Origin of the sequence: Sulfuricaulis sp. (assembly GCF_049587675.1) — a bacterium.
Lineage (GTDB): Bacteria > Pseudomonadota > Gammaproteobacteria > Acidiferrobacterales > Sulfurifustaceae > Sulfuricaulis.
This window is the reverse complement of the sequence record NZ_JBAVEJ010000182.1, coordinates 1-20,291: the sequence shown is the minus strand read 5'-3', so window position 1 is coordinate 20,291 and position 20,291 is coordinate 1. Positions and strand designations below refer to the sequence as shown.

Sequence of the window (20,291 nt, the reverse complement as noted above, 5' to 3'; positions counted from 1 at the left end):
GGTGCGAATTATGGCTCTCGTTTCCTGTTTAGCCGCTGGGTTAGTTACGAGCAAGCAATCGTCCTGGCTTATTTGGTCGGTATGTTCGTAGCCTTCTTGTTGATGCGGGGGCATGTCTTTGAAGCCAAGGGCAAAGCGCTTGCCCCTCAGGTTGCTAAATTCGTTGGAGTAAATATTTTGGCGCTGTCACAGACACTGATTATCAGTGTGGTGCTTGCCCGTTGGGTGTTGCCTACCCTGGGCATCGATGAACATGCCAAGGCCTTGGCGCACTTGGTGGGAGTGCTGGTTCCTGTGGTGACCAGTTATTTCGGCCACAAAATTTTTACGTTTCGATGACTGACACCCCGGATAACTCATTAATACGATTCCAGAGCTCGGCATTTTTCCGCTCGGTGGTGATCTTTGTTGCGATAGGGGCTTCTCTTTACTTGAGCGCGATGCTTTGGTTTGGGTGGGAACAGGCGATCGCCACCATCCGAAAGCTGGGCATTCTCACCCTTGTAGTAGGCGGAGTTATTGCGTCTTCAGCTTATCTCTGGCGTTTTGCACGTTGGCACTATTTATTATCAAGATTTGGCTATCGCGTGTCCAAGCAATCTAATTTTAATATCTATCTTGCCGGGCTAGCGCTGACAGTGTCTCCAGGGAAATTGGGCGAAACTGTTCGCTCGTTAATGTTGATGCCCCATGATGTTAAAGCCGGACACAGTCTAGGTGCGTTTCTCGCAGACAGGCTTTCTGATGTCATTGGCGTGTGTTTCCTCGGCATTGTTGCGGGAATCATCAACGGCAGAATCAATTGGTTACTCGCGATCATCGCCATGAGCCTTCTCGGTGTGAGCCTGTTTGCAAGTTACGCAATTACTCACCCCGCCAGTGGCGGATTCTGGGAGTGGCTGGCTGAGAAAATAAAATGGCTCCCAATTCGTGGTGGGCAGGCGGTGCTGAAAAGCTGGGCTGCGCTATGGTCGCCTTTGCGGGCGATTACGTTTGCGTTCGTGGCTGTCGCCGCTTTTGGCATTCAGGCGGGTGTATTCTCCTGGTATTGCCATTTAGCAGGCATAGATATTTCTTCAGCTGACGCGGTGGCGATATTTGTCAATGCCACACTTTTTGGTGCTGCCAGTATGTTGCCGGGAGGACTGGGAGCGATGGAGGCTGCCTTGGTTTTGCAACTCACCGGTTACGGGGTGGAGAACTCACTCGCGGTTTCGGTTGCGATTGCCACTCGTTTAGTGACACTTTGGCTGGGAGTTTTGTTGGGGGTGTGGTCATTGTGGGTAACGGCTCGGTAACGTGTGTTGATGCCTGGATCAAGGTGTGCGGCGGATGATTGATGTGGCCGAAGAAAATCCTGACTACTCGATGTTTGCCAGTCGACACCATGACTGGTGTTGCCAATGACACGGCCGTATAGCCTGGGCGTAGTTGCCATCGTTGTTACCTATCAACCTGTACTTGAAGTTCTTAGGAAATTATTAGATGCGCTTATCCCCCAAGTTGAGTCTGTTGTGGTTGTGGACAATGGCTCTCATGCAGATTTTCAAGCTTGGAGCAATGAGCGGCAAACACGTAATGTTGAAGTGCTTCTGTTGGGTGAAAATAGGGGCGTTGCCGTTGCACATAATACGGGTATTCAGTGGGCACGAAATCATGGGGCAAGGTTCGTGCTATTGATGGACCAGGACAGCATCCCCAGTCCTGACATGGTTGATAAACTAGTTGCCGCTACCTCTGAATTACCTTCACTGGCAGCAGTGGGGCCTCGATATCTGGACGAGCGGCATGATAATCCGCCGCCATTCATTCGGGTTCGAGGCCTAACACTGGAGCGGTGTGCTTGTGACACGCAAGATCATGTCGTTCACGTGGACTACGTGATTTCCTCTGGCTGTCTGGTACCGATGGCGGTGTTGGATAAGGTTGGTGGCATGTGGGATGATCTGTTCATCGATTATGTTGATATCGAGTGGGGTTTGCGAGCACGCCATCATGGCTTTCAAAGCTATGGAGTTTGTTCTGCTCACATGCAGCACAGCCTTGGTGATCAGCCTATCAAGTTCTTTAGTAAAAATATTGCCTTACATAGCCCGCTCAGGCACTATTACCATTTTCGAAATGCGGTGCTTTTATACAAAGAGCCGTGGGTACCATTGAACTGGAAGCTGGTGGATGGCTGGCGCTTGTGCCTCAAATACATTTTCTATTCACTGTTTGCAAGGTCACGGATGGCCCATTGGCGTATGATGACGCTGGGTGTGTGGCATGGGTTGGCGGGTAAGACCGGGAAATTCGAGGGCAGCGAATCGTGATTTCCATGGTTGCGGTCAATTACAACGCCGGACCTCACCTGAAAGAGCGCGTACGTGTAGCTTTTCCTTAAGTAAGTGAAATCCTGAATGCCGTCGCAGAGGAAATCTACTCACCGTGCGCCGCTGCCGTGATCTGCCGCAGAGACGTATTTCTGAAAGCTGGTGGATTTGATAAAAAATTCTTCTGTTATGGAGTGGACATAGATCTCGGGCTCCGGCTGTGTCCTCTGGGTTACGTAGTTTGTAAATTTCAGATGCTGTCGCTTGTCATGTGGATCGAGAATAACGTGGCCACATAGCGCATATACCGTTTATCACGGTCATCGGAATTATATTTCAACGAAATGCTCTGGTCGCTGCTCTGGTAGTATCTGAAGCAACATTTGTTGTTGCATGTGGTTACCATAGATGGTTCGCCCTTTGCGGTCAGGGCGCCATAATCAGGGCGAAGCGGAACGCGACGATGGGGTTTCCCGGGTATTGCGACAGCGCCGCCTGATACAAAGGTGCCACACCGTGAGTGCCCGGTAGATTCGCCGCGCGATATCGCAGGGGGACTTGCCGTTTTGTGGCGACGTTGTCGTATGGAACGGTGAGAAAGATTTGCGAATCATAGGCCTTACTTGTTTTTTTACCGCATGGACGGGCCCGCATCCATGCAATCTTTCTATGTCTAGTGATTTAAGTTGCTCAAGCCCCCGTTCTTCACGTAAAATTAATATATAGATGTGTATTGATTGCGAGCATGGGTTGGCCGACAATGCTCAGCAACAAATAATGGTACTGATTGGCAATGCGAGCGGAGGGGGCAATGAGGCGGCAGGACACGGAGCTAGATGCGCGGCATCCACAGCACCGTATGCTTGTCTCCGCCATAATCGTCAATTTCAACGGCGGCCCCATCCTTACTGCGGCAGTGCGGTCGGTACTGGCCTCAAGTGTGCCGGTCGAGTTGCTCGTCGGTGATAACGGTTCTACGGACGGCAGCCTTGAATTGTTGCGGCGATCGGTTGGAAGTAATGCGCGCCTGCACATTATTGAGAACCACCGCAACCTCGGCTTCTCCCGCGCATGCAACCACCTGCTCGTGCAGGCACGCAGCGATTACCTCTTGGTGCTCAATCCCGATGCCGTGATCCAACCGGATACCTTGGCGCGAATGATTGAAACACTCGCCGCCTATCCTGATGCTGGGGTGGCGGGTTGTGTTCTGCGTAACCCGGACGGCACTGAGCAGGCTGGCTGTCGTCGTAGCGTTCCCACCCCTTGGCGTAGCTTGGTCCGGGTTTTCCATTTGGATAAGCTGTTCCCACATCATCCTCGTTTTCGCAATTTTTTGTTGACTGAGCAGCCACTGCCTGAAACACCTATATTCCTTGAGGCGATTTCCGGAGCGTTTATGTTGGTGCGACGTAAGGCATTGCAGAATGTTGGACTTTTGGATGAAAAGTATTTCTTGCATTGCGAAGACCTGGATTGGTGCATGCGGTTTCGCGAGACGGGTTGGAAAATCCTGTTTGTCCCGGACGTGGAGGTGGTCCACTACAGGGGGACATGCAGTAAGACAAGGCCTATTTTTGTGTTATGGCATAAACATAAAGGGATGATCCGTTTCTACCGCAAATTTTTCCGTCACCAATACCCGTGGCCGCTGATGCCCCTGGTTGTGGCCGCTGTGTGGACGCGTTTTATGTTGTTGGCGGGGATGGCGCTATTCAGGCAAGGGGCGAGCGAGCCTGTAAATGCGGATCGAGATCGGAAAGCCATGAGAACGGTGGCTCATGATAGGAGCAGAACACCGCCAGCTGTTGGGCCGGGCGCCGAATCACTAGAAATTCATCCCATGTTGGTGATCTCCAGCACCGAAGCTGAACATACACATAGTCGGATGTCCTGATTACTGATCTTTTGCAGCAGTCTCATTTTCCTGCCTGTTGAATGATGCCGGGTTTTCACCGGTATCGCCTGGACACGAAACAGTTGCTTCAGTGCCGATGTGGGTCTTCCGCAACATTCACAATGATCTGTCTCTGCCAATAGATTATGTCCAGTGGCCTGGATAGCGGTGCGATGCTTGTTGCCGGCGCTAGCGGATTTATCGGCCGCAAGCTTATTGATGCATTGCGCTCTCGGAGGGTGCCAGTCTATGCGCTGGCGCGGGACTTGGCGAAGATTCGCGCTCTATGGCCGCAGGGCAATGTCGCCGGCCGCTGCGGCGACATTGCGAACGCCGAAACTCTGAATGATGTCTGTGCCGGTGTGCGTACTGTTTTCCATCTCGCCAGCCGCGCCGATGAGGCGCACTCCAGTGAAACCGAAGACCCGCACTGGCGCGTGACCGTGGAGGGGACGCGGCATTTGCTGGAAGCGGCCGCGCGCTCTGGGGTGAGACGATTTATCAACGTGAGTAGCGTCAAGGCCATGGGGGAGGGTGGCGAGGCTTGTCTGGATGAAACCAGTCCCGCCACGCCGGTATCTTCCTATGGCCGCGCCAAGCTGGAGTCTGAAAGACTGGTGCTGGAAGCCGGTCAGAAACATGGCATGCATGTCTGCAACCTGCGCCTGCCACTGGTATATGGTCGTGATAACCGGGGCAATATTTGGCGCATGATTGCAGCCATTGATTACGGGCGGTTCCCGCCGTTACCGGAGACCGGCAACAAGCGATCCATGGTGCACGTCGATGATGTCGCCCGCGCACTGCTGTTGGCCGGGGAAAATTCTGCCGCAAACGGACAGACCTATATCGTCACCGACGGTCAGGTCTATTCCACCCGTCAAATCTACGTTGCCATTTGCAAAGCGCTCGGACGACCGGCGTCGCGATGGTCTATCCCCGTCGGTATGTTGCGCGTGGCGGCAAGAATGGGCGATGTTATCGGAAGGATTCGCGGCAGGGGCTTTGTATTCGACTCCAATGTTTTGAGAAAATTAACGGGGTCGGCCTGGTACAGTTGCCGGAAGATCGAGACCGAGCTTGGCTATCAGCCCACGCGGCTCCTGGAGGACGGGCTGCGCGAAATGGTGGATGAATATAATAGGACCGTAAAGTCATGAGCATATTGTTGGCAGTGGCGGCCTTTGTTATTTCCTTGGTGCTGACGCGGCGCTTCTGTGATCCGACCTCGCGCTTCCATATCCTGGATCAGCCTAATGCTCGCTCCTTGCACACGCAGCCGACCCCGCGCAGCGGTGGACTGGCGATCCTGTCAGCGGTCGCTGTGTGCGGTATCGCAGCCATTTATTGGTTAGGCCAGCCTCCGGATTCCTCGTACGGGTGGATAGGAGGAGCGGGTCTTCTTGTTGCAGGCGTTTCCTATATTGATGATCGCATCACCCTGCCATCGGGCATCCGCTTTATCGTTCATGCGATGGCAGCGGCACTTATAACGGTCGGTGGTTTTGTCATAGGCCGTTTGGAATTGCCAGGACTGGATCTGTCGTTGCCGTACTGGATCGGCGTAATCTTTACGCTGTTGTTTGTCGTGTGGATGCTGAATCTTTATAACTTCATGGACGGCATGGACGGGTTTGCCGGAGGCATGGCAGTTATTGGTTTCAGCACGTTTGCGCTGCTGGGTTTATTCACAGGGAGCATGCTCTTTTCCGCCCTCAACCTGATCATCGCGGCCGCGACTATGGGGTTCCTGGTATTCAATTTTCCACCTGCGCGAATTTTCATGGGAGATGTTGGCTCCTCCACGCTCGGATTTCTGGCGGCATCGATGTCGCTGTGGGCGTCGCACGAACGGCTCTTTCCGCTCTGGACCGCCGTTCTGGTGTTTTCCCCCTTTGTTATCGACGCAACGGCGACTCTGATACGGCGGTTGTTGCGAGGCGAAAGGGTATGGCAGGCGCATAAGACACATTTATACCAGAAGCTGGTGCAGGCAGGGTGGGGACATCGCAAGACAGTGTTGTTTGAATACGCCATCATGCTCGGCTGCGCAATGACAGCTCTGTGGAGTGTTCATGCCACCGACAAGCTGCAAGCAGTGTTGCTTGTCGGATGGGCGCTGTTTTATTCTGTTTTCTTTGTTTGGGTATCGCGGCTTGCGGCACGGCACTATACGACAGGGACTTTATAGGGATACTTAAACTATAATGCATTGCATATATTTAAAGGGATGAAAAATTAACGGACGATGAAGGGATGAAAGAAATTCTCAGGTACTTCCGTTCGCGCGCCGCTGCCTTCGCGCATGACGTGGCGATGGTTCCCGTCGCCTGGTTCGGCGCGTACTGGTTGCGTTTTAACCTCGATGTCATCCCGGAAGGGTTCTTCCACCAGGCACTGGTGCTGTTGCCGGTTATCTGGATGGCGCAGGGCGGAATGTTCTGGTATTTCGGACTCTACCGGGGCATCTGGCGGTTTGCTTCGATCCCGGACCTGGTGCGCATTATCAAGGCCGTCGCGACAGGGGTGGTCGTGGCCGCGACCGTCAGCTTCATTCTCACCCGTCTGCAAAACGTTCCCCGTTCAGTTTTTATTCTCGATGGCATCCTGCTCGTATTGTTGCTGGGAGGGCCCAGGTTTGTATATCGCTGGTTCAAGGATCGACATCTGCACCGTTCTGTTCATGCCTCCAGTCTTTTTGCGAATGAAGAAATTAAGAACGCATTGATAGTCGGTGCCGGCAAGGCCGGTGAAATGCTGGTGCGTGATCTGCTCCGCGAACAAAGCGGTCCTTACTATCCGATCGCTTTTGTTGATGATAATAGCGGCAAAATCGGCAAGGAAATCCATGGTATTCCCGTCACGGGAAGCTGTGACAATATCCCGGTAATCATCACTCGTCTTGGCATCGATCTTATTATTATCGCTTTGCCTTCGGCGTCATCACGTCAAATCCGGCGCATCGTCGAGATCTGCGAAACCACCAATCTGCCTTTCCGCATCCTGCCGCAGATGCAGGACCTGGTCAGCGGCCGGGCGAGCCTCAAAGATTTGCGTGATGTAAAAATCGAGGATCTGCTGGGGAGGGAGCCGGTCAGCCTCGACTGGCGCGCCATTACCGACGCGACGCATGGCAAGACGATTCTCGTCACCGGCGGTGGCGGTTCCATCGGAGCCGAGCTTTGCCGTCAGATCGCCAGACTCAAGCCGTCAAAACTCGTCATCCTGGAACGCAGTGAATTCAACCTGTACAGCATTGATCTTGAGTTGCGGCGCAATATGCTGGACCTGCCGCTCGTTAGCCTGCTGGGCGATACCAGCGATGTCGTGCAGATGGAAAATATCCTGCGTCAACATTCTCCAGCAGTTATATATCATGCCGCCGCTTACAAGCATGTTCCCATGCTCGAGGATCAGACGCGCGCTGCCGTAACCAATAATATATTGGGTACGCGCGTGGTGGCCGATCTCGCCGACAAATACGGATGCGAGTCGTTCGTGATGGTATCCACGGACAAGGCGGTCAATCCCGCCAATGTCATGGGCGCCAGCAAACGGGTCGCCGAAATGTACTGCCAGGGTTTGAATGCCAGATCCAAGACACGCTTCATCACCGTGCGTTTTGGCAATGTCCTGGGTTCTTCAGGAAGCGTTATCCCGTTGTTTCAGCAACAAATTGCGCAGGGAGGTCCGATCACGGTGACCCATCCCGATATTTCCCGCTACTTCATGACCATTCCCGAGGCCTGCCAGCTGATTCTGCAGGCGGGCGTCATCGGCCGAGGGGGCGAGATATTCGTGCTGGACATGGGTGAACCGGTTAAAATATCGTATCTGGCCGAGCAGCTGATACGGCTGTCAGGCAAAACTCCCGGGGAGGACATTGAAATTGTCTATACCGGGTTGCGTCCCGGAGAAAAGCTTTACGAAGAACTCTTCCATGACGCGGAAAAACTGGCGGAGACCAGTCATCCCAAGATCCTGCTGGCCCATTGTCGTCAGATGGATAAGGAGCTTCTGGAGAAGACCTTTGATGCCATGCAGCGTGCGTGCAACCAGGGTGACGAGTCTGTATTAAGGAATATGCTGATTGAGCTGGTTCCGGAACATACCGGGCTGGCGGTGTTGACCACCGAAAAAGACAAGAGCGCGGTAATTTACCCGTGGAAACAGACAAAATCGCCTTGAGACAAATATCTGTTTCACGTTAAACCTTTATTTTTTCTCTAGCAGGTAACAACATCCATGAAGTTGACGATTATTGGTACGGGCTATGTCGGCCTGGTAACGGGCGCGTGTTTTGCAGAAATGGGCAATACCGTTACATGCGTGGACATCGATAAGAACAAGATCGAAGGACTCAAGAAGGGAATATTGCCCATTTACGAACCGGGCCTTGAATCCGTCGTCGCGAACAATTACAAAAACGGCCGGTTGAGTTTTTGTACTTCGTTAACCGATCCCATCGCCGAATCCGATGTATATTTCATCGCCGTTGGCACGCCGCCCGGTGAGGATGGCTCGGCCGATCTGCAATATGTATTGGCGGTGGCCCGCGACATCGGACGGCACATCAAGGGTTATACCATCGTTGTCGACAAATCCACGGTTCCAGTAGGTACGGCGGACAAGGTCAGGGATGCCATTCGAGAGGAATTGAAAAAACGCGGATCTGACGTTCCCTTTGATGTCGTCAGCAACCCGGAATTCCTCAAGGAAGGTGCCGCGGTGGAGGATTTCATGCGTCCGGATCGCGTCGTAATCGGCACGGACAGCGGACAGGTGCACAAAGTCATGCGGGATCTTTATCTCCCGTTCATGCGTGCTCACGAACGTCTTCTTTTCATGGGCGTGCGCGACGCCGAGATGACCAAGTACGCCGGCAACGCCATGCTGGCAACCAAGATTTCATTCATGAATGAGATCGCGAACCTTTGTGAGAGCATGGGCGTGGACGTGGAAAACGTCCGGCAAGGCATCGGTTCGGACTCGCGGATCGGTTATTCATTTATCTATCCCGGTGCCGGTTACGGTGGTTCGTGTTTCCCCAAGGATGTGAAAGCATTGATCCGTATGGCCAAGGACCACAATTATGAACCGAAAGTAATGAATGCCGTGGAGGCCAGGAACGAGGCGCAAAAGCACGTATTGTTCAAGAAGATCGGCCGTCGCTTCGGTGCCAATCTGAAGGGAATGACGTTCGGTGTCTGGGGATTGGCCTTCAAACCCGGAACGGATGACATGCGTGAGGCGTCTTCGGTAGTCCTGTTAAGCGAACTGATCGGCGCGGGCGCCACGATCAAGGCCTATGACCCGGTTGCTATGACAGCCGCCAAGCGCGAATTTCCCCGCGCATGGTTTGACAGCGGCCAACTGAAATTGGTGGATGAACAATACGCCGCGCTCGATGGCGCCGATGCCATGATCCTGATCACGGAATGGAAGCCTTTCCGTCACCCGGAATTCGACCGCATCAAGAAAATCATGAAAAAGCCAATTATTTTTGACGGACGAAACCAGTACGATCCTGTTTTCCTGCGCGAGGCCGGATTTGAATACAGCGGCATAGGGCGCTGAGCAATAATCTGTGTCGCTACTATAATTAGATTCACGCCATCCTTACAGGATGGATAAGCATAGGAACAGAAGCAGGATGGATAATTCTTGAATCCGGGATCAGAATAATGAACCGAGTCACCAAAGCTGTATTCCCCGTCGCCGGCTTGGGCACGCGTTTTTTGCCGGCCACAAAAGCGAGCCCCAAGGAAATGCTCCCGATCGTCGACAAGCCGCTGATCCAGTACGCCGCGGAAGAAGCGATTGCCGCCGGCATTGACGAGCTGATTTTCGTTACTGGCCGCAACAAGCGTTCCATCGAGGACCATTTTGACAAGGCCTACGAGCTTGAGGCGGAACTCAAGGCCAATGGAAAGCAAGATTTGCTGGACATGGTGCAGAATATATTGCCGAACAAGACATCCTGCGTGTATATCCGGCAGACACAGGCGCTTGGTTTGGGGCATGCGGTGCTGTGCGCCAAGCAGATCGTGGGAAATGACCCGTTCGCCGTCATACTCGCCGACGACCTGATTAGTGGCGAACCGGGTGCTCTCCGGCAAATGGTGGATCAGTACCAGTCGACCCAGTGCTCTGTCATTGGGGTACAAAATATCTCGCGTGAAGAGACGCATCGGTACGGAATCGTGAAAGCGAAACCATCGGGACCACGAACTCATACCGTCGAGGGCATCGTGGAAAAACCTTCCCCGGAAACAGCCCCGTCCACGCTGGCGGTCGTCGGCCGGTATATCCTGACACCGCGGATTTTCGAACTGCTTGAGAACGTCGTGTCTGGCGCGGGTGGTGAAATCCAGCTAACCGACGGCATTGCTGCGTTGTTATCCCATGAGAAAGTGCTGGCTTACGAGTTCATCGGAAAACGCTTCGATTGCGGCAGCAAATTCGGCTACCTACAGGCGACCGTCGAGTATGCGCTGACGCATCCCGAGCTCAAGACCAAGTTCCTCACCTATCTTCGGGGCCTTAAACTTTGACTTTTATCAAGCCTGCATCAGGCCAATGATGTGGCATCTCCTTTTCAGATTGGCGACAGCATCTCAAGTAGCCTTGCATGACAAAGGGCAATATAATCCGCGCAGGCAGGTGAATCGTTAACTCTGATTTTTGTCAGTGCTCAGGAGAACCCCATGCCCGACAAACTGATGATAGTGATGGTAAATACGGATCCATCGGATCCCGCTGAGCTGGGTGCGCCGTTCTTCCAGGCGACGGTCGCCGCGGCGATGGAATACGAGGTGGAAGTCATCCTGACTGGACGGGCCGGTGAACTGGCGATCCGGGGCGTGGCGGAAAAACTGCGGGTACAGGAGAACAGCCCTAAGTCGGTTTACGATTTCATCAAGGACGCCCACGAAGCAGGCGTTAAATTCAAAGTCTGCACGCCCACGCTCGAACTGTGGGGCAATGAGCTTATCCCTGAAATCGAGGAGACCGTGGGCGGTGCCTACGTGATCAGTCAGGCGATGGATGAGGACGTTGTCACGTTCACCTATTAATCTCTCGAAGAATAATAAAGATTCGACGTTGAACCCGATCAGTGCGCAGCAGGCATGGGAAGTTTTGCAGCAGGCGGATCGCCTGTACTCCCCTGAGCAGGTGGAGTCGGCGCTCGCCGGGATGGCTTCGCGCATCAGCCAGACGCTCGCTGGCACCGATCCACTGCTCGTATGCGTCATGACCGGCGGGGTCGTTCCCTTCGGCCGGCTGCTGACCCAGCTCCAGTTTCCGCTGCAGATCGACTACATCCATGCCACGCGTTACGGCAAGCAATTGCAGGGCGGTCAGCTTCAGTGGTTGTCCGGGCCGCATCAGGACCCGCGCGGTCGTGTGGTGCTGCTTGTCGATGACATTCTGGACGAGGGCACGACGCTGGCCGGTATTGAAGCGCGCTATCGCGCCGATGGCGCGCGCGAGGTCTACAAGGCGGTCCTGGTGGTGAAAAAGCGCCAACGTTTGTACGACGTGAAGGTCGAATTTACCGGCCTCGATGTGCCCAACCGTTATGTATTCGGTTGCGGTATGGATTATAAAGGTTATCTGCGTAATATTCCGGGAATCTACGCTGAGGCGGAACCGAAATTAGGCAAGACGAACGAGCGCAGCGAGTAGGGCTACTAGTCATACATCAAGACGAACGAGCGGAGCGAGTAGGGCTACATTTATGACAATCGTGGCCATCATCGGCGGCAGCGGCCTGACCAATCTTAAAAATCTGCGCATCACGCGGCGCGAAGTGATTCGTACGCCCTTTGGCGAACCGTCCGCGCCCATGGTTTACGGCCAGCTCAGCGGGCGGGAGGCGGTGTTTCTGCCGCGTCATGGGCCTGGTCACACAATCCCGCCGCACGAGGTCAATTACCGCGCCAACATCTGGGCCCTCAAGGAAACCGGCGTGACGAAAGTCATCGCTGTCAACGCCGTAGGCGGTATATCCCCGGATTTCCTGGTGCCGGGGAGCTTGGTCATTCCCGACCAGATCATCGATTACACGTATGGACGCGCCCATACATTTTTCGGCAGCGAACACAAGCAGGTCACGCACGTGGATTTTACCTATCCCTATTGTGAGGAACTGCGGAAAATCCTGATCGATGCGGCGAAACGCGCCAAACTTCACGCCCGCGGGCATGGAACCTACGGCGCCACCCAGGGCCCACGCTTTGAAACCGCGGCGGAGATTCTGCGCATGGAGCGCAATGGAGCGGATATCGTCGGCATGACCGGGATGCCGGAGGCCGGGCTCGCTCGCGAACTCGAGCTCTGTTACGCTTCGATCAGTGTCGTGGTGAATCCCGCGGCGGGGAAGAGCAAAGAGACTATCAGTCTCAAGGAAATCGAAAAGAATCTGGAGACGGGCATGGCCAACGTCCGCACTCTGCTGGAGCAAACCATCCCGCTAATCGTCAGGGCCTGATCGCGTCCTGCGCATCGGGATTCGGCGGGTACAGAAACTCTGGTCAAGTCCGTTCGTGGTGAGCCTGTCGAACCATGAACGGATGAATCGCCTGACATTTACCGCATTTCCCGTCCACCCTTCGACAAGCTCAGGGCGAACGGGAGACTAAATCAGCAGTTCCCTAGTTAGCCTTGACCGGCGAAACGCGCACCAGTGCGCCGAATTTCGGATGGTCGAAGTAAAACGTTTCCGACGGTTTAACTCGCCGCGCCTCAGTCAGCCGATACACTGGCGCGGTCTGTCCCGTCCCCGCCGACACACCCCCGCTTACCGCTTCACGCAGCGTGAGATTGACATCCAGGAGCAGGAAGCGGCTCGAATAAAACCGCAGCGCCCCGTCCAGCGCGCCGTCGGCACTTACGACCTTCACCGGCTTGGAAACCGATTTGGCCTCGGCGCTCTGCCGCCAGCGCAGATGCGCCAGGACATGGTGCCGTCCGGAGCTTTCCAGCGCGGCCGCCGTCGCTGACAGGGCGGAATCCGCGGCCGGCTTCTCCCCGACGCTGACCGCATTGTTCATGTCCGCGTTGGCGGATTTATCCGGGTCGCGATCCCAGAGTTCGCTGCCTTCCAGGTCTGGATTCCGGTTTTCAAACACAACCACTTCGATTTCATAGACGTTGGTGGATGGCGCCGCAGCATATACCGGCATGCACGTGACGGATAACAGTACAAAAATAAGGAGAAGCCGCTTCACATGTTTTCCTTGCGCTGAATTTTTAATAGTATCTCTTATTCCCTGGGCAATATCGAGGGTGGAAAATGGCCGTCCGGCGCGTTCTCAAGATGGGCGATCCGCTGTTGTACCGAAAAGCAGAACCGGTGAAGGGTTTCAATACCCCCGAACTCGACGCGCTGGTCGCCGACATGTTCGATACCATGGCGGCGCTGAACGGCGCCGGCCTGGCCGCGCCGCAGATCGGTGTATCGCAACGCGTGGTCATCTTCAGCGTTGAATCTAACCCGCGCTATCCCGACGTGGAAAACGTGCCGACCACGGTGCTGATCAATCCGATCCTGACGCCGATCGGCGACGAGATGGAAGAGGGCTGGGAAGGTTGTCTCAGCGTTCCGGGCCTGCGCGGACTGGTAGCGCGTCATCGAAGCCTGCGCTACACCGGGTTTGATCAGCACGGAACACCCATCGACCGCACGGTTTCCGGTTTTCATGCCCGCGTCGTTCAGCATGAATGCGATCACCTCGACGGCATCCTGTATCCCATGCGCCTGCGGGATATTCGCCTGCTGGGTTTCGAGGACGCATTGTTTCAGGAACTCTAGGGAAGGTTTGAATAAGTTCTCCGTTCGTGGTGAGCCCGTCGAACCATGAACGGAGGACGGTGTCGAATCGACGCCTTGCGCCATTCTTCCTTCAACAAGCCTGTTCTGAGTGAGTCGTTCGGTCTTCGACAAGCTCAGACCGAATGGCGAGTCGAAGGAGCCAGGCGAACGGCACTTGTTTAGAGCATCCCAAGAGAATCACTATGGAGTCAGCGGCGACTGGCGACCTTCGCTTCGGGCGTGAGCGCCTCGAGAAAGCGGCGGATCGTCTTGATCCGTGCTTCCACATCCGGCATGTCCCCCAGTATGCGCACGCGGTTCGGTCCGTCGAGCTTGTAGGTTTTCGGGGCGGACTGCAGCAGACGCAGAATGACGCCGGGGTCGACATCCGGCTTGTCGATGAATTCGATGCGTATTCCACGCGGGCCAGCGTCGATTTTTCTGATGCCCAGCGGTGTCGTCAGAATCTTGAGTTCGGTCGCCCGGAACAATAGCTGTCCAGCTTCGGGCAGCACACCGAAGCGGTCGATGATTTCCTCCTTGAGATCCTGCAGGGCACCGAGCGTTTTGACGGAAGAGATGCGCTTGTAAAGAATCAGGCGCATGTGCACGTCCGGCAGATAATTTTCCGGGAACAACGCCGGCGCATGCAGATTGATTTCCGTCCCGCTGTGCAGTGACGTGTCGGTCTCTGGCAAGCGGCCCGCCTGTAGTGATTGCACCGCCCGGTTCAGCAGTTCCGAGTACAGCGTAAACCCCACCTCGTCGATCATCCCGCTCTGGGTTTCCCCCAGCAGTTCACCCGCGCCACGAATCTCGAGATCGTGCGAGGCGAGGGTGAAGCCCGCCCCGAGTTCCTCCAGCGATTCGATCGCCTCCAGTCGCTTGAGCGCATCCTCGGTGAGCGCGCGTTTGTCGGGCACCAGCAGATAAGCGTAGGCGCGGTGATGCGAGCGCCCTACGCGTCCGCGCAGCTGATGCAACTGGGCCAGCCCGAATTTGTCGGCACGTTCGATAATAATGGTGTTGGCGGAGGGTACGTCAATGCCGGATTCAATAATCGTGGAGCACACCAGGACGTTGAAGCGCTGGTGGTAGAAATCGAGCATGATGCGCTCCAGCTCGCGCTCCGGCATCTGGCCGTGCGCGATGCGAATGTCCGCTTCCGGCAGCAATTCCTGGAGTTCGCGCGCCGCCTTGTCGATGGTCCGCACCTCGTTATGCAGGTAATAAACCTGGCCACCACGGCGGATTTCGCGCAGGCAGGCCTCGCGAATCACCGATCGGTTCACCTCGCTGATGAAAGTCTTGACCGACAAGCGCCCTTCGGGGGCGGTGGTGATCAGGGAGATGTCGCGCAGCCCGGACAGCGACAGGTTCAGGGTGCGCGGGATGGGAGTGGCGGTCATGGCAAGAATGTCCGCTTCACTGCGCAGTTTTTTCAGGCGTTCCTTCTGGCGCACGCCGAAGCGGTGTTCTTCGTCGATGATGACGAGGCCGAGACGCTTGAAGTGCACGTCTTCCTGCAGCAACCGATGGGTGCCGATGATAATGTCCACCGATCCGTCGGCTAACGCCGTTAACACCTTGCGCTGATCGGCCGGACTGCGGAAGCGTGACAACAACTCGATGCGGAACGGCAGGCCGGCGAATCGGTCCTGGAAATTTTGGAAATGCTGCTGCGCGAGCAGCGTGGTCGGGACCAGCACCACGACCTGCGCCTTGCCCATGACCGCGAGAAAAGTCGCGCGAATTGCGACTTCCGTCTTGCCGAAACCCACGTCGCCGCACACCAGCCGGTCCATGGGTTTGGTGGATTGCATGTCCTGCAGGACCTCTTGAATCGCTCGTTCCTGATCGGGGGTTTCCTCGAAGGGGAAGGCACCGGCGAAGGATTGATAATGTTCGTCCGGAAGCGGGAAGGCATGCCCCTGACGCGCCGCGCGCAGGGCGTAGATCTCGAGCAATTCCGCGGCCGCGTCGTGCGCCTTGGCGAGCGCGCGGCGTTTGGCTTTTTCCCAGGCTTCGCCGCCGAGTTTGTGCAGCGGCGCCTGTTCCGGGTCGGTGCCGGTGTAACGACTGATGAGGTGCAGCGACAATACCGGAATGTAGAGCTTGTCGCCGTCGGCGTATTCGAGCGCGAGAAACTCCGCCGGCCCGTCGCCAATATCCAGCGTCTGCAAGCCGAGATAACGCCCCACGCCATGGTCCTCGTGCACCACCGGATCGCCGATTTTGAGTTCCGCGAGACTGCGGATGATCGCCGCCGGCTCGCGTTCTCCACGCACGCGGCGGCGGCGTTGTGCGGCGCGCTCGCCGTAGAGTTGCGCCTCGGTGATGACGGCGATGCCGGGTTCCTTGAGGAGCAGTCCTTTTTCCAGATCGGCGACCGTCAGGCCGAGCTTTGTGTTGCCTTGGAGAAACGCATGCCAGCCGGAAACATCCTCCGGGGGGTGACGGTGTTCCTGCAGCAGACCTCTCAGCGTCTCGCGCCGGCCAGCGGATTCTGCGACAACCAGGATGCGCCCGGGATAATCATGCAAGTACTGGAACAACGCGCTGTAAGGCGCGTCGGATTTGTGATCGACAGGGAGACTGGCTGGCGGGCGCGTGCCATAGGCAATTACATTCCCGTATTCCTGAGCTTGTCCCGCCGCTGTATTTTCTTCCGTGGTAAATTCCAACAACTGCACCTGCGGCCAAGCCTTCAGGCCCGAAGTGAATTCATCCTTGGTTATGAAAATCTCCGGGGGTTCCAGCAATGGATGTTCGATGTCGTGGCGCATCTCGCTGTAGCGCTGTAGCGTTTCCTGCTGGAATTTTCCGGCGGTTTCGCCTGCGCCGGCCTCCAGCAAACACAGCGTGTCTTTCGGCAGATAGTCGAAGATCGTCGCCATCTGCGGGAAAAACAGCGGCAGGTAATATTCGGCACCCGACGGGCTGATGCCCTTGCTGATGTCGCGATAGAGCGGGACTTTCTGCGGGTCGCCTTCGAAGCGCGCACGGAAGGCTTGGCGGAATTTCTGGATGGCCTCTTCGGTCATCGGAAATTCGCGTGCCGGCAGCAACTGGATGGACTTCATGGTGTTGCCGGAACGCTGCGTCGCCGGATCGAATTCGCGGATGGATTCCACCTGATCGCCGAAAAGGTCGATGCGGTAGGGTTGATGACTGCCGGCCGGGAACAAATCGATGAGCCCGCCGCGGATGGCGAACTCGCCGGCCTCCATGACCTGCGACACATTATGATAATTGGCGTGAATCAACTGCTCGCGCAACTGCTGGATATCGAGCCGGTCGTCGAGCTTAAGCAGGAAACTGTGTCCGGTGACGAAATCCCTCGGTGGCAGGCGGTGCAGGAGCGTGGAAACGGAAGCCAGCACCACGCCGCGTGTCAGGCCTGGCAGACGGTAAAGCGTCTCCAGGCGTTGGGAAATGATGTCCTGGTGCGGCGAGAACACGTCATAGGGTAGGCTTTCCCAGTCCGGTAGCGGCAGGATAGGCAGGTCGCTGGCGTAGAAGCGGATCTCGTCTTCCAGTCGCTGGGCGGAGAAGCTGCTGACGGTAATAATCAGCAGCGGCCCGTTGTGGCCTTCGGCGGCCGACGCGATGGCCAGACCGCGTCCGCTGCCGGCCAGCCCGCCCCAGGCGCAGCTTTCCCCTGGATGCGTGGGCAGAACCGGCTTTAGTGGCGAATCCAAGTGTTTATTGATGCTATGAGTCCATGACCTTGCCGGCCAGGCGGCAAGGCTGGCTATTCTACCCTATGTCGCCGCCGGGGCACCCATGGATGAAAATCCAAAAAGTCTTGTCAGAGGAGGGGGTTACAGGCATAATCTAATCCAGATCAACAATAGTTGACTCTAAGTTAATAGAACCCATTGCTACATAACCGAGGAGAATGGCTGAATGGCGACGAAACGTCCGCGCTTTAAGGTTGGTGATACGGTTTTTTATCCTTCCGCAGGTGTAGGCGCAATTCTGGCCGTTGAAGATATCTACCATTCCGGCCAGGTCGAATCGTGTTTCGTCATTCGCATCCAGGATACCCAGATGACCGTCAAGGTGCCGCGCTCCAATCTGGAACGCAGCGGCATCCGTCCACTGCTCGACGGCAAGAAACTCAAGGAACTATTCAAGATTTTATCCTCCAAAAGCAAGCGCCGCGTTACCGGCGGCAACTGGGCCGAACGTTGCAAAGATATCGAGCGCCGCATCAATTCCGGTTCCTGTCTTGAACTCGGTGAAGTGGTGCGCGACCTGACGCGCTGGAAGAAACAGTCCGGACTTTCCTTCGAGGAATCCATGCTGCTCGAGACCGCGAACAGCTATCTCGCGCGCGAAGTTGCCGCGGTGCAGGGAATCGCTCCCGACGCTGCCAGGGTTCGTATCCTCAGTTATATCGAAGAACACGCCTGATTCTTCAGGCCGTAATACTCATTCTGTCCAGACGAAAGCAGTAGGGCGATGCGTATTATGACCAGACGAACGAAGTAGGGCGACGCATATTATGTCCAGACGAACGCAGTAGGTCGACATTTATGACCGCCGCTGACGGAATCTGGGCTCTCGTACCGGCGGGTGGCCGGGGTCTGCGTATGCAGACGCCGCTGCCCAAGCAGTACCTCCCCCTTCTCGGTCGTCCCGTTATCCTGCACACGCTCGAACGCCTGTGCACGCATCCGCGCGTGCGCGGTGTCATGGTGGGTATCTCCGATCAGGACCGTCACTGGCCGGCGCTGATCCCCATGCTTGCGAATCTCCCGAAATTTCTCGGTAAGTACTCTGGCGGTGAGACCCGCGCGCATACCGTGCTGAACGGCCTCAAGTCCTTGAGCAAGCATGCCAAGTCCGAAGACTGGGTGCTGGTGCATGACGCGGTGCGTCCGTGCCTGCGTCACGAAGATGTGGATAAGTTGATTTCCGCTGTGGGGAGTGGACCAGAAGGCGGTCTACTCGCCTTTCCAATTTCCGACACGGTTAAGCGCGTGGATAATGAAGGACGCGTGGTCGAGACGGTCCGGCGCGAAGGTTTGTGGCGCGCGGCCACGCCACAGATGTTCCGTATCGGCGCATTGGCGAACGCTTTGGAAAGCGCGCTGATGCAGAGAATTGAAATTACGGACGAGGCCTCGGCGATTGAAGCAACCGGCGGGCACCCGCGCGTTGTCGCCTGTCACGCGGACAATATCAAGATCACGCTATCGGAAGATTTGGCTCTGGCCGAGTTATATTTGAAGCAACAGCAGGGGAAGACATGATACGCATCGGTCATGGTTACGACGTGCATCCGCTGGTCGCCGGGCGCGATCTTATTCTCGGCGGCGTGAAAATTCCGCACCGCAAGGGGTTGCACGGCCATTCCGACGCCGACGTGTTGATTCACGCCATCTGCGACGCCTGCCTCGGCGCCGCCGGGCTCGGCGACATCGGCCAGCATTTTCCCGACACCGACGCGCTATACAAGAACATCGACAGCCGCAAGCTGCTGCGCAAAGTCAAAGAAACCATTGCCGAGCGCGGCTGGAAAATCGCGAATATCGACAGCACCATCGTCGCCCAGGCCCCGCGTGTCGCTCCGCATCTGCCGCAGATGATTCAGAATATTGCATCTGATCTCGACATTCCTCAAGAGAGCGTGAACATTAAGGCCACCACCACGGAAAAGCTGGGCTTCGCCGGACGGGAAGAGGGCATCGCCGCGCATGCGGTGGTATTGTTGGAAGATTGATAATTCTGAGTATAAAAAATGCTCAATATAAAATCCCTCCGTCCCCTTTTATTAGTCTAGAAATCCTCAATAAGGATATGAATGCGCGTTAAACGCTATAGTCAGAGTTGATACAAGAACAGTTATTACACGAATTAGCCATGAAGGCAATTGTATGCGTGATTTTGCTGATTTCTCTTAACGGCTGCTGGTATGCAGTGGATCATTACTATGTAAGTGATGTTGTGGCAGACAGCGAAGAATTGCAGATAAAAAGAAATGGTACGTTAAACCTAAAAGGCGTGCGGTTAGTTGTCAGACCCGCTAATGCGTTGCATGCCTATTCCCCGACAGATGAGGCATATTCATATGGTTATTATGAAGACTTCGGTTATGGGCGCGTGAAGACACCAGATTATTTTATTTTCGAGATTCTTGTTCGATCAGATAATGCAGATGTGATTATAGCTCCCGAAAACATCGTCATGAAAGTTGACAATCAAGATATAAATGCCGCGAGTTACTTCAGCTTGGAGCAACGTTATTCAAGCC

At 55.5% G+C, this 20,291-nt stretch carries 19 protein-coding genes; 17 read left to right on the top strand and 2 right to left on the bottom strand.

Annotated elements, in window-relative coordinates:
• From WB402_RS09500 to WB402_RS09445, 12 genes are all read left to right on the top strand, one after another.
• Positions 1-339: GtrA family protein (locus WB402_RS09500; RefSeq protein ID WP_424207245.1), on the top strand; the 339-nt coding region annotated here is incomplete at its 5' end.
• Complete coding sequence (locus WB402_RS09495; RefSeq protein ID WP_424207243.1) at positions 336-1,298, top strand: lysylphosphatidylglycerol synthase transmembrane domain-containing protein; 963 nt, start codon at positions 336-338, stop codon at positions 1,296-1,298. The genes WB402_RS09500 and WB402_RS09495, both read left to right, overlap by 4 nt.
• Before the next feature lie 105 nt (positions 1,299-1,403).
• Complete coding sequence (locus WB402_RS09490) at positions 1,404-2,315, top strand: glycosyltransferase family 2 protein (RefSeq protein ID WP_424207241.1); 912 nt, start codon at positions 1,404-1,406, stop codon at positions 2,313-2,315.
• An 811-nt stretch (positions 2,316-3,126) separates the two neighbouring features.
• Positions 3,127-4,212 carry a glycosyltransferase family 2 protein gene (locus WB402_RS09485; RefSeq protein WP_424207239.1) on the top strand — a complete coding sequence of 362 codons (1,086 nt, stop codon included), beginning with the start codon at positions 3,127-3,129 and terminating at the stop codon, positions 4,210-4,212.
• Between the two features lie 146 nt (positions 4,213-4,358).
• Positions 4,359-5,372: an NAD-dependent epimerase/dehydratase family protein gene (locus WB402_RS09480; protein ID WP_424207237.1), complete on the top strand. Its 1,014-nt coding sequence runs from the start codon at positions 4,359-4,361 to the stop codon at positions 5,370-5,372.
• Positions 5,369-6,403: an MraY family glycosyltransferase gene (locus WB402_RS09475; protein ID WP_424207235.1), complete on the top strand. Its 1,035-nt coding sequence runs from the start codon at positions 5,369-5,371 to the stop codon at positions 6,401-6,403. Before WB402_RS09480 ends, WB402_RS09475 begins: the two co-directional genes overlap by 4 nt.
• 65 nt (positions 6,404-6,468) lie before the next feature.
• Positions 6,469-8,400, top strand: coding sequence for a polysaccharide biosynthesis protein (locus WB402_RS09470; RefSeq protein WP_424207233.1), 1,932 nt, complete (start codon positions 6,469-6,471; stop codon positions 8,398-8,400).
• 57 nt (positions 8,401-8,457) lie between these two features.
• Positions 8,458-9,789 carry a UDP-glucose dehydrogenase family protein gene (locus WB402_RS09465; protein WP_424207231.1) on the top strand — a complete coding sequence of 444 codons (1,332 nt, stop codon included), beginning with the start codon at positions 8,458-8,460 and terminating at the stop codon, positions 9,787-9,789.
• A gap of 107 nt (positions 9,790-9,896) precedes the next feature.
• On the top strand, positions 9,897-10,766 hold the full coding sequence (gene galU / locus WB402_RS09460; RefSeq protein ID WP_424207229.1) for a UTP--glucose-1-phosphate uridylyltransferase GalU: 870 nt from the start codon (positions 9,897-9,899) through the stop codon (positions 10,764-10,766).
• A 153-nt stretch (positions 10,767-10,919) separates the two neighbouring features.
• The gene (locus tag WB402_RS09455; protein ID WP_424207227.1) at positions 10,920-11,288 is read left to right on the top strand and encodes a DsrE/DsrF/DrsH-like family protein; all 369 of its coding nucleotides are present in this window, start codon (positions 10,920-10,922) and stop codon (positions 11,286-11,288) included.
• Positions 11,269-11,901 (top strand): hypoxanthine-guanine phosphoribosyltransferase, encoded by a 633-nt coding sequence (locus tag WB402_RS09450; RefSeq protein WP_424207225.1) that lies wholly within the window; start codon positions 11,269-11,271, stop codon positions 11,899-11,901. Before WB402_RS09455 ends, WB402_RS09450 begins: the two co-directional genes overlap by 20 nt.
• A 52-nt stretch (positions 11,902-11,953) precedes the next feature.
• Positions 11,954-12,706, top strand: coding sequence for an S-methyl-5'-thioinosine phosphorylase (locus WB402_RS09445; RefSeq protein ID WP_424207223.1), 753 nt, complete (start codon positions 11,954-11,956; stop codon positions 12,704-12,706).
• A 163-nt stretch (positions 12,707-12,869) separates the two neighbouring features.
• Here the strand turns inward: WB402_RS09445 and WB402_RS09440 are convergent, their stop codons facing one another.
• Entirely contained in the window at positions 12,870-13,445 is a 576-nt protein-coding gene (locus WB402_RS09440) for a CsiV family protein (RefSeq protein ID WP_424207221.1), read from the bottom strand.
• A gap of 65 nt (positions 13,446-13,510) precedes the next feature.
• On the opposite strand from WB402_RS09440, the gene def reads away from it, so the two are divergent.
• Positions 13,511-14,029 carry a peptide deformylase gene (gene def, locus WB402_RS09435; protein WP_424207219.1) on the top strand — a complete coding sequence of 173 codons (519 nt, stop codon included), beginning with the start codon at positions 13,511-13,513 and terminating at the stop codon, positions 14,027-14,029.
• A 209-nt stretch (positions 14,030-14,238) separates the two neighbouring features.
• On the opposite strand, the gene mfd is transcribed toward def, so the two are convergent.
• Positions 14,239-17,730 (bottom strand): transcription-repair coupling factor, encoded by a 3,492-nt coding sequence (gene mfd / locus WB402_RS09430; RefSeq protein WP_424207217.1) that lies wholly within the window; start codon positions 17,728-17,730, stop codon positions 14,239-14,241.
• Positions 17,731-17,938: 208 nt separating this feature from the next.
• On the opposite strand from mfd, the gene WB402_RS09425 reads away from it, so the two are divergent.
• The 4 genes from WB402_RS09425 to WB402_RS09410 all read left to right on the top strand — a co-directional run.
• Positions 17,939-18,448 carry a CarD family transcriptional regulator gene (locus tag WB402_RS09425; RefSeq protein WP_424207215.1) on the top strand — a complete coding sequence of 170 codons (510 nt, stop codon included), beginning with the start codon at positions 17,939-17,941 and terminating at the stop codon, positions 18,446-18,448.
• A 122-nt stretch (positions 18,449-18,570) separates the two neighbouring features.
• Positions 18,571-19,290: a 2-C-methyl-D-erythritol 4-phosphate cytidylyltransferase gene (ispD, locus tag WB402_RS09420; RefSeq protein WP_424207213.1), complete on the top strand. Its 720-nt coding sequence runs from the start codon at positions 18,571-18,573 to the stop codon at positions 19,288-19,290.
• Positions 19,287-19,760, top strand: coding sequence for a 2-C-methyl-D-erythritol 2,4-cyclodiphosphate synthase (gene ispF / locus WB402_RS09415; RefSeq protein WP_424207211.1), 474 nt, complete (start codon positions 19,287-19,289; stop codon positions 19,758-19,760). Before ispD ends, ispF begins: the two co-directional genes overlap by 4 nt.
• 140 nt (positions 19,761-19,900) lie before the next feature.
• A partial coding sequence (locus tag WB402_RS09410; RefSeq protein ID WP_424207209.1) for a hypothetical protein occupies positions 19,901-20,291 on the top strand: 391 nt, incomplete at its 3' end.